Below are 14,080 nucleotides of genomic sequence, written 5' to 3' on the forward strand. Positions count from 1 at the left end.
ACATGTCGCGCCGGGAGAAGACCAAAGGCGCACCTGCGCCGGAAAAAGAAAAGGCCCGCTTGCCAGACTGTGTGAAAACCTAGCCGTCTGAGCACAAGCCAAAGACAATGCCCGTATCGATCGATACGGGCATTGTCTTTTATGGGCTATATCCGCGGTGAAGGGCGTGATCAGGGCAGCTTGTTTCCAGTGTCGCTGGATGAGTTGGTTCCCGAAGAACATCTGGTCCGCGTGATCGAGGCCTACGTGGCGCGGTTGGATTTGCAGCGGCTGGGCTTCAGCAAGGCGCAGGCGAGCCGGACGGGGCGCCCGGCCTATGATCCGGCCGACTTGCTCAAGCTGTACCTGTATGGCTACTTCCAGCGAATTCGCTCCTCGCGCCGACTGGAAGCCGAATGCCAGCGCAATGTCGAAGTGATGTGGCTGCTGGGTCGCCTGTCGCCGGACTTCAAGACCATTGCCGACTTCCGCAAAGACAATGGTTCGGCGTTTCAGGCGACCTGTCGTGCTTTCGTGCAGTTCTGCCGCCAGGTCGGGTTGCTCGGTGGTCAGTTGGTGGCCATCGATGGCAGCAAATTCCAGGCGGTGGCTTCACGGCGCAAGCACCTGAGCCTGGCGCGGCTCAAGCGTCAGCAAGCCAAGCTGGAGGCCGAGATAGCCCGCTATCTGAGCGACCTGGATGAGGCCGACCGCGCCGAAGCGGGCGATGGGGTCGACCGGAGTGCCGTGAAGACTGCGCTGGAGCAGTTGCAGGCTCAACACGCGGACAACCTGACCTGCCAGGTACTGATGCAGGCCCAGGGGCTCGAGCAATTCGTGATCGGCGAGGCCGATGCCCTGTTGATGCGAACTCACCAGGGCGCACGGGTCGCCTACAACGTGCAAAGTGCCGTCGATGACAAGCATTGCTTGGTGCTGCACCACGAGGTGACCCAGGATGGCAATGACACTCGCCAGTTGCAGCCGATGGCGGAAGCCGCTCAAGCCGTGCTGGAACAGGCGCAACTGACGGTCACGGCGGACGCCGGCTACTCCAATGGCGAGCAATTCCAGGCGTGCGAGGATGCAGGCATCAGCGCGTATGTGCCGCCGAACCGTGGCGTTAACAATCATGGCAACGGCACGGCGCTGTTCGATCGCAGCGCCTTTACCTACGACGTGGATCATGACCGCTATCAGTGCCCGGCAGGCCAGTGGCTCCCGCTCAAACAGGTACGAGGCACAGAGAGGCTTTATGCGATCGCCGGCGACTGCCGCGCTTGCCCTTTGAAGGCGCGTTGCACGAATAGCCAGCGTCGTCATCTCAGCCGTCATGCCCATGAATCAGCGTTCGAGCGCATGCAGCAACGCCTGAAGGCCCGGCCGGAGATGATGGCCAAGCGCCGAGCGATCGTCGAACACCCCTTTGGCAACTTGAAACAGTGGGTATTCGGCAACGGCCGCTTCCTGCTGCGGCAGTTAGCGGGCGCCAGAACGGAAATGGCCCTGGCAGTACAGGCCTACAACCTCAAACGCGCGATTCAGGTGCTCGGCGCGCGTCGCCTGATCGAGTTGATGGGATAAACCCTCAGAAAAGCAAACGCCCCGAACCAGTCGGGGCGTTTGTTTTGCCTTGCTCACAGCGTGTTTTCACACAGCCTGTTGCGCGGGCCTTCTCCTTGTTCTCGGAACCGAGCCTTATCAGGCCAGTTCGTCGAAGCACTCGGCCAGGATGGCCAGGCCTTTCTGCAGCTGAGCGTCCGGGATGGTTACCGGCATCAGGAAGCGAATGACGTTGTAGTAGGTGCCGCAGGAGAGCAGGATCAGGCCCTTCTCGCGAGCACGGACAACGATCTTGCTGACCAGCTCGGCAGCCGGCTTGTGCACGTCGCCGCCTTCGAACAGCTCGATGGCGACCATCGAACCCAGGCCACGGACGTCGCCGATCACCTTGTGCTTGGCCTGGATTTCGCGCAGACCGGCTTTCAGGGTTTCGCCGACAGCTTGCGAACGCTCCAGCAGTTTCTCTTCCTCGAACACCTTCAGCACGGCCAGGGCCGCGGCGCAGGCGATCGGGCTACCGGCATAGGTGCCGCCCAGGCCACCGGGAGCGATGGCGTCCATGATCTCGGCCTTGCCGCAGACGCCGGAGATCGGGAAGCCGCCGCCAACGGACTTGGCGAAGGTGGTCAGGTCCGGTACCACGCCCAGCTGCTCGGTGGCGAAGAAGGTGCCGGTACGGCCAGCGCCGGTCTGCACTTCGTCAGCGATCAGCAGGATGCCGTGCTGGTCGCACAGGGCGCGCAGACGCTGCATGAAGGGCTTGGAGTTGACGTAGAAGCCACCTTCGCCCTGAACCGGCTCGATGATGATGGCAGCGATGTCTTGCGGCTGGGCGTCGTTCTTGAAGATGCGCTCGATGCTGGCGATCGACTCGTCTTCGCTCACGCCGTGCAGCTCGCACGGAGCCAGGGCGCGGAAGATGCCGCCCGGCATCAGGCCCATGCCAGCGGAGTACGGAACGACCTTGCCGGTCAGGCCCAGGGTCATCATGGTACGGCCGTGGTAGGCGCCGGTGAAGGCGATCACGCCAGCGCGGCCGGTGGCAGCGCGAGCGATCTTGACGGCGTTCTCAACGGCTTCGGAGCCGGAGGTGACCAGCAGGGTCTTCTTCGGGAAGTTGCCCGGAACGCGCTTGGCGATCTCTTCGGCCAGCTCGATGTAGGGCTCGTACGCCAGAACCTGGAAGCAGGTGTGCGACAGCTTGGTCAGTTGCTCCTGAACGGCCGCGACCACTTTCGGGTGCAGGTGGCCGGTGTTCAGTACGGCGATGCCGCCAGCGAAGTCGATGTATTCACGACCTTCGACGTCCCACACGGTGGAGTTCTCGGCGCGCTCGGCGACGACCGGGTGGATCTGGCCAACACCGCGCGGTACGGCGGCCTGACGGCGTTTCAGCAGGGATTCGTTGGTTTTGGTCATAGCTTCCTCAGTGGCCGCTCATCGGTCGGCCTGCTCAAAGGATGAAGACGGGGAGAAGCGTCACACGACAGCATACGATGATCGACTGTCGAGGCACTTGCGGCCCGCCGGATGGGTAGTCCGGTGCCACCACCGGAAAACGCCGACGCGAGGGTGGCTATCAGCTCTTGCCTGCCACCTTCGCGCCCACGGAAATCAGATACCGCCGAGGCAGAGGTACTTGACCTCGAGGTAGTCCTCGATGCCGTACTTCGAACCTTCGCGGCCCAGGCCCGAGGCCTTGATGCCGCCAAACGGCGCCACTTCGTTGGAGATCAGGCCGGTGTTGATACCCACCATGCCGTATTCCAGCGCTTCGGCGACGCGGAACACGCGACCCAGGTCGCGAGCGTAGAAGTACGAAGCCAGGCCGAACTCGGTGTCGTTGGACATGGCGATCACGTCGGCCTCGTCCTTGAAGCGGAACACCGGAGCCAGCGGGCCGAAGGTCTCGTCCTTCGACACCAGGGCGTTCTTCGGTACGTCGACCAGGATGGTCGGCTCGAAGAAGGTGCCGCCCAGGGCGTGCGGCTTGCCGCCGGCAACGATCTTGGCGCCTTTGCCAACGGCGTCGGCGATGTGCTCTTCGACCTTGGCCACTGCCTTGGAATCGATCAGCGGACCGGTGGTCACGCCCTGCTCCAGGCCGTTGCCGATGTTCAGCTTGGCCACGGCGACCTTCAGCTTCTCGACGAAGGTGTCGTACACACCGTCCTGCACGTACAGGCGGTTGGCGCACACGCAGGTCTGGCCGTTGTTGCGGTACTTGGAGATCAGCGCGCCTTCGACGGCGGCGTCCAGGTCAGCATCGTCGAACACGATGAACGGAGCGTTGCCGCCCAGTTCCAGGGACACTTTCTTGATGTCCTTGGCGCATTCTGCCATCAGCTGGCGACCGATTTCGGTCGAGCCGGTGAAGGTCAGCTTGCGCACGATCGGGTTGCCGGTCAGCTCGCCGCCGACTTCGCCGGCGCTGCCGGTGACCACGCTGAACACGCCTTTCGGAATGCCGGCGCGCTCGGCCAGTTCGGCCAGGGCCAGGGCGGAGTACGGGGTCTGCGAAGCGGGCTTGAGGACCATGGTGCAGCCAGCGGCCAAGGCCGGGCCGGCTTTGCGGGTGATCATCGCGGACGGGAAGTTCCACGGGGTGATCGCCGCGGTCACGCCGATCGGCTGCTTGATCACGATCAGGCGCTTGTCCGGCTGATGGCCCGGAATGGTGTCACCGTAGACGCGCTTGGCTTCTTCGGCGAACCACTCGAGGAAGGAAGCGGCGTAGGCGATCTCACCCTTGGCTTCGGCCAGCGGCTTGCCCTGCTCGATGGTCATCAGGCGAGCCAGGTCGTCCTGGTTCTCGATCATCAGCTCAAACCAGCGGCGCAGCTTGTTGGCGCGCTCCTTGGCAGTCAGCGAACGCCAGGCCGGCAGGGCCTTCTCGGCGGCTTCGATGGCGCGGCGGGTTTCGGCGGCGCCCATCTTCGGCACGCTGCCGATGATCTCGTTGGTGGCCGGGTTGTTGACCTTGATGGTCTGGCCGCTGTCGGCGTCGACCCAGGAACCATCGATGTAGGCCTGTTGGCGGAACAGCTTGGCATCATTGAGTTGCATAATCTGTCTCCTTTCGAGGAAAGCCTGTCGACGGCGGGTCTACCTCGAGTCCCCGCCTGTCTTGTTGTCTGGGATTGGAGAGGCATCCGCCCCTGCCGTTCAATCGCCCTGACCGAACTCCGCCGGCGCCACCGACGGCCTTCGCCACTTCATATGGGCGATCGCTGGATGAACGGCTCTTAGTTCATCCAGCACGCGGACACGCCAAACGCAGGCCGAGCCCATTGCCCGGTCTGCTCGAAAGCGCTCACGCGAAGATCCTTGGTTGAAACCGAGAAAACGCCGCTGCCACAACCTTCCGGTACGCTGATCGACGGAAGCCGCACAGGGACCTGCTGTCACTCGGGACAAGCGGTTGGCACATCGGAAGAATGTCATCTCGCAGGCACGTGGCCGGCTGCTGTGATGCCAATTCCCCGGTCTCCTGTCGTTGCGGTTTTCGGGCGTTTGAAATCTCAAACGAAATCCTAGGGCCCTCGACTGCAAAGGGCAAGAGCTCGTTCGAGAAAATCAACGAAAGTATCAGGTTGCAAGGCCTTTGCCGAGCGCCTTCACCGACCAACGGCGCATTTCGTTCGATATCATGAACGAACGTACTGCTATTGGACGCCCACGCACGACATGAGTATGATTGCCGCCTGCCGCGCACCCCGCGGCATCTGCATCCGTAGCTCAGCTGGATAGAGTACTGCCCTCCGAAGGCAGGGGTCGTGGGTTCGAATCCCGCCGGATGCGCCATCTGCCTGTTTCCAGCCATGCTGGAAGCCCCGAGAAGCCCGCCCTGAGCGGGCTTTTTCGTTCTCGCCCAACCGGATCTGGTACGCCATGAAACCTGCCCGCCTGCGCGCCGATGTCCTGGCCGGACTCACCACCTCTTTCGCCCTGGTGCCCGAGTGCATCGCCTTTGCCCTGGTTGCCCATCTCAATCCGCTGATGGGGCTTTATGGCGCCTTCTTTATCTGCACGCTGACTGCCCTTTTCGGCGGGCGGCCGGGGATGGTTTCCGGGGCGGCCGGGTCGATGGCCGTGGTCATCGTCGCGCTGGTGGTGCAGCACGGCGTGCAGTACTTGCTGGCCACAGTCGTGCTCGGCGGGTTGGCGATGATCGCTTTCGGCCTGCTGCGCCTGGGCAAGCTGGTGCGGATGGTGCCGCACCCGGTGATGCTGGGGTTCGTCAACGGGCTGGCGATCATCATCGCGTTGGCGCAGCTGGAGCACTTCAAGCGTGACGGGGCCTGGCTCAGCGGGATGCCGCTGTATCTGATGCTCGGCCTCGTGGCCCTGACCATGGCGGTCGTCTACCTGTTGCCGAAGCTGACCCGTGCGATACCGCCCGCGCTCGCCGCGATTCTCAGCGTCGGCCTATTGGCCCACTTCGCCGGCCTACCCACGCGCACCCTCGGCGACATGGCGCACATCGCCGGCGGCCTGCCGAGCTTCGCGCTACCGCAGGTGCCGTGGAACCTGGAAACCCTGCGCATCGTCGCCCCCTATGCGCTGCTGATGGCGCTGGTCGGCCTGCTGGAAACCCTGCTGACCCTCAACCTCACCGACGAGATCACCGAAAGCCGCGGCTTCCCGGACCGCGAGTGCGTGGCCCTCGGCGCCGCCAACCTGGTGTCCGGGGCGTTCGGCGGCATGGGCGGGTGCGCGATGATCGGGCAGACCGTCATCAACCTCAGCTCCGGCGGCCGTGGCCGGGTCTCCGGGATCGTCGCCGGGGTGATGATCCTGCTCTTCGTGCTGTTCCTCTCCCCGCTGATCGAGCGCATCCCGCTGGCCGCGCTGGTAGGGGTGATGTTCGTGGTGTCGCAGCAGACCTTCGCCTGGGGCTCGCTGCGCGTGTGGAACAAGGTGCCGGCGAGCGACGTGCTGGTGATCGCGGCGGTGACCATCATTACCGTCTTCACCGACCTGGCCGTCGCAGTGCTCTGCGGCATCGTCATCGCCGCGCTGGACTTCGCCTGGAAGCACGCCCGCGAGCTGTACGCCGACACGCACCTGGAAGCCGACGGCAGCAAGCTGTACCAATTGCACGGCACGCTGTTCTTCGCCTCCAGCACGCCCTTCCTCAACCAGTTCGATCCGGCAGGCGACCCGCTCCAGGTGACGCTGGACTGCCGCCACCTGAGCTTCGTCGACTACTCGGCGGTCGCCGCGCTCAAGACCCTCCGCGAGCGCTACGCCAAGGCCGGCAAGCAGCTGCGTGTGGTGCATCTGTCCGAGCGCTGCAAGCAGTTGCTCAAGCGGGCCGGCGTGGAGCACAAGTGAGGCACGCGCGCCTTATACTCGCCGCTCTTCCCTCCCCCACCGAGGACTCCGGATGGACAAGCTGGCCGCCCTCAGGCTCTTCGTCGAAACGGTTAACGCCGGCGGCTTTTCCCCGGCCGCACGGCGCCTGGGCATCGCCACCTCCTCGGTCACGCGGGCGATGGATGCGCTGGAGCAGGAGCTGGGCGTCAGCCTGCTCAACCGCTCGACCCGCCAGGTCACCGTCACCGAGGCCGGCCAGGCCTATCACGCGCGGGCCCTGCACATCCTCGACGCGCTGGCCGAGGCCGACGCGCTGGTCGCCGACCGCGGCGAGGAGGCGCGCGGACCGCTGCGCGTGAGCATGCCGGTGGAGTTCGGCCGGCACCTGATCCTGCCAAACCTGTCCGGCTTCCTCGCGCGCCATCCCGGCCTGGAGTTGACTCTGATCCTCAGCGATGAGGTCGTCGACCTTCTCAGCGCGCGGATCGACCTGTCGATCCGCCTGGGCGGCATGCTACGCAGCGATGACGTGGTGATGCGCGGCCTCGGCCAGTTCGAGCGCTGGCTGGTGGCGAGCCCCGCCTACCTGCAGGCCCACGGAACGCCGGAAACGCCAGCAGACCTGGCCAAGCACGATTGCCTGTGCCTGGACTTCGGCGATGCCCGCCAGTATTGGCGCTTCTGCCACGACGACGAGCCGTTGCAGGTCGCCGTTCGCGGTCGCCTGCGCAGCAATAACGCCGACGCCCTGCGCCAGGCCGCCATCGGCAGTAATGGCCTGGCCCTGCTCGGTGACTGGCTGGTGCGCGAGGACGTGGCCGCCGGGCGCCTGGTGCGAGTCCTGGCGGACTACCGGATCAACCCTAACCAGTCCAGCAGCGCCATCAGCGCGCTCTACCTGCCGGGGCAACGCTCATCGGCGCGTATCGGCGCCTTCATCGCCTTCGTCGAGGAGCGGCTGGCGGCGGTCTACTGAGAGCTTTCGAAGCGGCGCAAAATCCCTTTGCGCGGGCGACGGGTTCTCCCTCCCGGCGCCACGGCCCAGCATTGCGACACTCATTGCACGCATGCCTTCAGGAGGCTCTTCCATGCATCCCCTGTCCTCGCCGAGATCCCGCCCATGAACAGCGCCATGACCGCCGAACTGGCGCCCACCCATAGCCTGCCGCGCTCCTTGGTGCTGCTGTTCGCCTTCTGCTGCGGCGCCATAGTCGCCAACCTCTATTACGCGCAACCAATCATCGAGCTGATCGCTCCGGACGTGGGCCTCGCGCCGCGCCAGGCCAGCCTGATAGTCGCGCTCACACAGATCGGCTACGCCGCCGGCCTCCTGCTGCTGGTGCCGCTGGCCGACCTGCTGGAGAACCGTCGACTGATGCTGCTGACCACCGGCGCCGCTTTCGTCTGCCTGCTGCTGGCCGCCACCTGCCATGCGCCGGGCCCCTTCCTGCTGCTGTCGCTGCTGCTCGGGCTGAGCTCAGTGTCGGTGCAGATGTTGATCCCGCTGGCCGCGCACCTGGCGCCGGAAGCCTCGCGCGGCCGGGTGGTGGGCAACATCATGAGCGGCCTGCTGCTCGGCATCCTGCTGGCGCGGCCGCTGGCCAGCCTGGTGGCCGGGCACTTCGGCTGGCGCACGGTGTTCTTCGGCGCTGCGGTGCTGATGATCGGCATCGGCCTGACCATCGCCCTGACCATTCCGCGCCACACGCCCAGCCATCGCACCAGCTATGGCCAACTGCTCGGTTCGCTATGGCACCTGCTGCGGCGCTTTCCGGCATTGCGCCAGCGTGCGCTCTACCAGGGCCTGATGTTCGCCAGCTTCAGCCTGTTCTGGAGCGCCTCGCCGATCGAGCTGATGCGCCACGCCGGCCTGGACCAGACGCAGATTGCGCTTTTCGCCCTGGTCGGCGCGGTGGGCGCCATCGCAGCACCCATCGCCGGTCGCCTGGCCGACGCCGGGCACACCCGTCCGGCCACCCTTGCAGCGCTGCTGCTTGCTCCATTGGCACTGGCCGGGAGCCTGCTGGTGCCGGGACCGGGCTGGCTCGGCCTGGTGCTGGCGGCAATCCTGCTTGATTTCGCCGTGCAGCTGAACATGGTGCTGGGCCAGCGCACCATCTACACCCTGGAGCCGCTCAGCCGGGCACGCCTGAACGCCCTCTACATGACCAGCATTTTCGTCGGCGGCGCCATGGGCTCGGCCATCGCCAGTCCGCTCTACGAGCACTTCGGCTGGACTGGCGTGGCCCTGCTCGGCGCCGGCCTGCCGGGGCTGGCATTGCTGCTCTTCCTGTTCGCCAGCAAGCGCGGCTGAGCGCCCCGGAAGCCCCGAAGCCCGCCTGTTGGCGGGCTTTGTCGTTTTCGGGCACCGCCGCCACAGAGATTTCCTACACCATCCGTCGCCCAATCCCCGGCTCCGCCCCCTGCTGCCTCTTGCACATTCAATATTATGGTATACCATCAGACCAAATCGCACAGAAACGCAGAGGAGTGCTTCATGAGCTTCGAAATTCGCAAGATCGTCAGCTACGTCGAAGAGACCTTCATCGAGGGTGGCAAGGCGACCGACAAGCCCGTCTCGATGGCCGGTCTGGCCGTGGTGATCAAGAACCCCTGGGCCGGCCGCGGCTTCGTCGAGGACCTCAAGCCGGAGATCCGCGCCAACTGCTCCGACCTGGGCGCGCTGATGGTCGAGCGCCTGACCGCGCTGATCGGCGGTGCTGACAAGATCGAGGCCTACGGCAAGGCCGCCGTGGTCGGCGCCGACGGCGAAATCGAGCACGCTTCGGCGGTCATCCACACCCTGCGTTTCGGCAATCACTACCGCCAGGCGGTGAATGCCAAGAGCTACCTGAGCTTCACCAACAAGCGCGGCGGCCCGGGCACCTCGATCCAGATCCCGATGATGCACAAGGACGACGAGGGCCTGCGCTCGCACTACATCACCCTGGAGATGCAGATCGAGGACGCGCCGCGCGCCGACGAGATCGTCGTGGTCCTGGGCGCCGCCGACGGTGGCCGCCTGCATCCGCGCATCGGCAACCGCTACATCGACCTGGAAGAACTGGCCGCCGAGAAGGCCCAGTGATCCAGGGCCTAGGCAGGAGCGTTCCATGATTCGGCTCACCGCTGAACTGACACCGGCCGGCACCAGCTACCTGGAGACCGGCGAAGGCCACCCCGTGGTGCTGATCCACGGCGTGGGCCTGAACAAGGAAATGTGGGGCGGGCAGATCGTCGGCCTGGCCCCGCAGTACCGGGTCATTGCCTACGACATGCTCGGCCACGGCGCCAGCCCGCGCCCGCAGCCGGGCACCGGGCTGGTCGGCTACGCCGAGCAGTTGCGCGAACTGCTGGAACACCTGCAGGTGTCGCAAGCGACGGTGATCGGCTTCTCGATGGGTGGCCTGGTCGCCCGAGCCTTCGCGCTGCATCACCCCGAGCAGCTGGAAGGCCTGGTGATCCTCAACAGCGTCTTCAATCGGAGCGCCGAACAGCGCGCCGGGGTCATCGAGCGCACCCGCCAGGCCGCCGAACACGGCCCGGATGCCAACGCAGAGGCCGCCCTGTCGCGCTGGTTCAGCCGGGAGTACCAGGCGGCCAACCCGGCGCAGATCGCCGCGATCCGCCAGACCCTGGCGAGCAACGATCCGCAGGGCTACCTCACGACCTACGAGTTGTTCGCCACCCAGGACATGTATCGAGCAGAAGACCTGGGCAGCATTCGCGTACCGACCCTGGTCGCGACCGGCGAGCTGGACCCCGGCTCGACGCCGGAGATGGCCCGTCAACTCGCTGCCCGCATTCCGGGTGCGCAGGTCGCGGTGCTCGACGAGCAACGCCACATGATGCCAGTGGAGTCGCCGCGCCTGGTCAACCAGGTTCTGCTGGACTTCCTGCAGCAGGCCATGAGCCAACAGAATTCGATCAAGGGGATAGTCGCATGACACTCGCCCGCTTCCAGATGTGCATCGACGGCCAATGGGTCGATGCACTTTCCGGCAAGACCTTCGAAAGCCTCGACCCGTCCAGCGCCAAGCCCTGGGCCGAGCTGCCCGACGCCGCCGAAGAGGACGTCGAGCGCGCCGTGCAGGCCGCGCAGAAGGCCTTCGAGAACCCCGCCTGGCGCAAGCTCAGCGCCACCGCCCGCGGCAAGCTGCTACGCCGCCTGGGCGACCTGATCGCCGAGAACAAGGAACACCTGGCCCAGCTGGAAAGCCGCGACAACGGCAAGCTGATCCGTGAGACCCGCGGCCAGGTCGGCTATCTGCCGGAGTTCTTCCACTACACCGCGGGTCTGGCCGACAAGCTTGAAGGCGGCACCCTGCCGCTCGACAAGCCGGACCTGTTCGCCTACACGGTGCACGAGCCGCTGGGCGTGGTCGCCGGGATCATCCCCTGGAACAGCCCGCTGTACCTCACCGCGATCAAGCTGGCCCCGGCCCTGGCCGCCGGCAACACCATCGTCCTCAAGCCTTCCGAGCATGCCTCGGCGACCATCCTCGAACTGGCGCGCCTTGCCATCGAAGCCGGCATCCCGGCGGGCGTGGTCAACGTGGTCACCGGCTTCGGCCCCAGCACCGGCGCAGCACTGACCCGCCATCCGCTGGTGCGCAAGATCGCCTTCACCGGCGGCGCCGCTACCGCTCGCCACGTGGTGCGCAGCAGCGCGGAGAACTTCGCCAAGCTGTCCCTGGAGCTGGGCGGCAAGTCGCCGAACATCATCTTTGCCGACGCCGACCTGGATAGCGCCATCAACGGTGCGGTCGCCGGCATCTATGCCGCCACCGGGCAGAGCTGCGTGGCCGGCTCGCGCCTACTGGTGCAGGAAGAGATCTACGACGAATTCGTCGCCCGCCTGATCGAGCGCGCCAAGCGCATCCGCATCGGCAACCCGCAAGACGACGCCAGCGAGATGGGCCCCATGGCCACCGAGCAGCAGCTTGCTGTGGTCGAGGGCCTGGTGGCCGCGGCCAACGCCGAGGGCGCGCGCTTGCTCATGGGCGGCAAGCGTCCCGAGGGCAAGGGCGATGGCTGGTATTACGAGCCGACCCTGTTCGCCTGCGACAGCCACTCCATGCGCATCATGCAGGAAGAGGTCTTCGGCCCCGTCGCCTCGGTCATTCCGTTCAAGGACGAAGGCGAAGCCCTGGCCCTGGCCAACGACTCGCAGTACGGCCTGGCCGCAGGCATCTGGACCCGCGACCTGGGCCGCGCCCATCGCCTGGCGCGCGACGTGCGCTCTGGGATCATCTGGGTCAACACCTACCGCGCGGTCTCGGCCATGGCGCCGATCGGCGGCTTCCACCAGAGCGGCTACGGCCGCGAGAGCGGCATCGACTCGGTGCTGGCCTACACCGAACTGAAGACGGTGTGGATCAACCTCTCGCAGGCGCCGATGCCCGATCCTTTCGTGATGCGCTGAGGAGAATCGCCATGATCGAACCCGGAATCTACAAGGAAGTCATGGGCTCCTTCCCTTCGGGCGTAACCGTGGTCACCACGTTGGACCCCGAGGGTGAAATCGTCGGCATCACCGCCAGCGCTTTCAGCGCGTTGTCGATCGACCCGGCGCTGGTGCTGTTCTGCCCGAACTACGCCTCCGACACCTACCCGATCCTGCGCGACAGCAAGCAGTTCGCCATCCATCTGCTGTGCGCCGACCAGCAGGCCGAGGCCTACGCTTTCGCCAAGAAGGGCAAGGACAAGGCCAAGGGCATCGACTGGCACTTGAGCGAGCTGGGCAACCCGCTGCTGGCCAAGGCCACGGCGATCATCGAGTGCGAGCTGTGGCGCGAGTACGACGGCGGCGACCACGCGATCATCGTCGGAGCGGTCAAGAACCTGATCCTGCCCGAGCAGGAGGTGGTGCCGATGATTTACCACCGCGGCAAGCTCGGTGCCTTGCCGCAGATCACCTGACAAAGGTTTCAAGGCCGCTCGCCACCTCCCTCGGCAGCGGCCTTTTTTTTTTCATTGCCGCGCCCACGACGGTCTAAAGAGGACACTCCGATGAGCAACGAGAAATACGAGAAGGGCCTGGCGATCCGCACCCAGGTGCTGGGCGAGGCCTACGTGAACCGCTCGATCCAGAACGCCGACGATTTCAGCAAGCCCCTGCAGGAGCTAGTCACAGAGTACTGCTGGGGCCACGTCTGGGGCCGCGAGGGTTTGTCGCTGAAAGAACGCAGCATGATAAACTTGGCGATGATTTCGGCCCTCAACCGGCCGCACGAACTGAAGCTGCACATCCGAGGCGCCCTGCGCAACGGCCTGAGCCGCGAGCAGATTCGCGAGATCCTGCTCCAGGTCGGCATCTACTGCGGTGTGCCGGCGGCAGTCGACAGCTTCCGCATCGCCCGCGAGGCCTTCGCCGAGGCCGAGGCCGAAGCCCAGAGCTGAACCGCGAACGATCCGGCCGACTCGCTTCATCCCTACGGACAGCCATAACCAGAGCGGACCACATGAAACGCTTGCCCCTCGACGATAGCTTCAAGGTCAACCGCAACCCCGTGACCCTGCGCGAGATTGTGCTGGACAAGCTGCGCGGCGCCATCCTCAACTTCCAATTGCTGCCGGGCGACCGCCTGGTCGAGCGCGACCTCTGCGACCGCCTGGGCGTCAGCCGTACCTCGGTACGCGAAGCGCTGCGCCATCTGGAGTCCGAGGGCCTGGTCGAATTCGCCGACGCCAAGGGTCCGCGCGTCGCCATCATCACCCTGGAAGACGCCTGCGACATCTACGAGCTGCGCTGCGTGCTCGAGGGCATGATCGTCCAGCTGTTCACCCTGAACGCCAAGGCCAAGGACATCCGCGCCCTGGAGCGCGCCCTCGACGAGAACCGCGAGGCGCTCGAAACCGGCGACCTGCAGCAGGTTCTGGATTCGGTGCAGGGCTTCTACGACGTACTGCTGGAAGGCTCGGGCAACCGCATCGCGGCCACCCAGCTGCGCCAGCTGCAGGCGCGCATCAGCTACCTGCGCGCCACCTCGGTATCCCAGGCCAACCGCCGCGGTGCAAGCAACCAGGAGATGGAAAAGATCGTCGCGGCGATCAAGAGCGGCGACCCGCAGGCCGCGCACCAGGCCTCGGTGGACCACGTGCGCGCAGCGGCAAAGGTGGCGCTGGACTACCTCAGGTCCAAGCAGGAAGAAGGCGGCAAGGTCCGCGAGATCGCCACCCCCATCCTCATCAAAGAGCCGCGCATAGGTCGCTGACG

12 protein-coding genes and 1 tRNA gene are annotated in these 14,080 nt (G+C 65.5%); 11 read left to right on the forward strand and 2 right to left on the reverse strand.

The genetic code is table 11. The annotated features are described in order from the left end of the window. Nucleotides 1-141: 141 nt before the first annotated feature. Complete coding sequence (locus ACA097_RS11170; RefSeq protein WP_371370142.1) at nt 142-1,563, forward strand: IS1182 family transposase; 1,422 nt, start codon at nt 142-144, stop codon at nt 1,561-1,563. Nucleotides 1,564-1,680: 117 nt separating this feature from the next. On the opposite strand, the gene gabT is transcribed toward ACA097_RS11170, so the two are convergent. Both gabT and gabD read right to left on the reverse strand, forming a co-directional pair. Next, nucleotides 1,681-2,961: a 4-aminobutyrate--2-oxoglutarate transaminase gene (gene gabT / locus ACA097_RS11175; protein WP_043248420.1), complete on the reverse strand. Its 1,281-nt coding sequence runs from the start codon at nt 2,959-2,961 to the stop codon at nt 1,681-1,683. A 195-nt stretch (nt 2,962-3,156) separates the two neighbouring features. Beyond that, nucleotides 3,157-4,608: an NADP-dependent succinate-semialdehyde dehydrogenase gene (gabD, locus tag ACA097_RS11180; protein ID WP_043248418.1), complete on the reverse strand. Its 1,452-nt coding sequence runs from the start codon at nt 4,606-4,608 to the stop codon at nt 3,157-3,159. 661 nt (nt 4,609-5,269) lie between these two features. Between gabD and ACA097_RS11185 the strand changes: the two genes are divergently transcribed. The 10 genes from ACA097_RS11185 to ACA097_RS11230 all read left to right on the forward strand — a co-directional run bounded on the left by ACA097_RS11185 (nt 5,270) and on the right by ACA097_RS11230 (nt 14,078). Further along, nucleotides 5,270-5,346: transfer RNA gene (locus ACA097_RS11185), tRNA-Arg, on the forward strand. A gap of 87 nt (nt 5,347-5,433) precedes the next feature. Next, complete coding sequence (locus ACA097_RS11190; protein WP_371370143.1) at nt 5,434-6,879, forward strand: SulP family inorganic anion transporter; 1,446 nt, start codon at nt 5,434-5,436, stop codon at nt 6,877-6,879. Nucleotides 6,880-6,931: 52 nt separating this feature from the next. Next, nucleotides 6,932-7,837 carry a LysR family transcriptional regulator gene (locus ACA097_RS11195; RefSeq protein WP_371370144.1) on the forward strand — a complete coding sequence of 302 codons (906 nt, stop codon included), beginning with the start codon at nt 6,932-6,934 and terminating at the stop codon, nt 7,835-7,837. Between the two features lie 144 nt (nt 7,838-7,981). After that, nucleotides 7,982-9,175, forward strand: a complete 1,194-nt coding sequence (locus ACA097_RS11200) for an MFS transporter (RefSeq protein ID WP_371370145.1) — start codon at nt 7,982-7,984, stop codon at nt 9,173-9,175. Nucleotides 9,176-9,358: 183 nt separating this feature from the next. Continuing rightward, nucleotides 9,359-9,949 (forward strand): amino acid synthesis family protein, encoded by a 591-nt coding sequence (locus ACA097_RS11205; protein ID WP_043248403.1) that lies wholly within the window; start codon nt 9,359-9,361, stop codon nt 9,947-9,949. A 25-nt stretch (nt 9,950-9,974) separates the two neighbouring features. Further along, nucleotides 9,975-10,808 carry an alpha/beta fold hydrolase gene (locus ACA097_RS11210; protein WP_371370146.1) on the forward strand — a complete coding sequence of 278 codons (834 nt, stop codon included), beginning with the start codon at nt 9,975-9,977 and terminating at the stop codon, nt 10,806-10,808. Further along, nucleotides 10,805-12,286, forward strand: a complete 1,482-nt coding sequence (locus ACA097_RS11215; protein ID WP_371370147.1) for an aldehyde dehydrogenase — start codon at nt 10,805-10,807, stop codon at nt 12,284-12,286. Before ACA097_RS11210 ends, ACA097_RS11215 begins: the two co-directional genes overlap by 4 nt. 11 nt (nt 12,287-12,297) lie before the next feature. Then, nucleotides 12,298-12,783: a flavin reductase family protein gene (locus ACA097_RS11220; RefSeq protein WP_371370148.1), complete on the forward strand. Its 486-nt coding sequence runs from the start codon at nt 12,298-12,300 to the stop codon at nt 12,781-12,783. Nucleotides 12,784-12,873: 90 nt separating this feature from the next. After that, on the forward strand, nt 12,874-13,263 hold the full coding sequence (locus tag ACA097_RS11225; RefSeq protein WP_043248395.1) for a carboxymuconolactone decarboxylase family protein: 390 nt from the start codon (nt 12,874-12,876) through the stop codon (nt 13,261-13,263). A 62-nt stretch (nt 13,264-13,325) separates the two neighbouring features. Further along, nucleotides 13,326-14,078 carry a GntR family transcriptional regulator gene (locus ACA097_RS11230; protein WP_371370149.1) on the forward strand — a complete coding sequence of 251 codons (753 nt, stop codon included), beginning with the start codon at nt 13,326-13,328 and terminating at the stop codon, nt 14,076-14,078. Nucleotides 14,079-14,080 lie beyond the last annotated feature (2 nt).

The sequence above is a fragment of the Pseudomonas sp. QL9 genome, from assembly GCF_041409665.1.
GTDB classification, from domain to species: Bacteria; Pseudomonadota; Gammaproteobacteria; order Pseudomonadales; family Pseudomonadaceae; genus Pseudomonas; species Pseudomonas knackmussii.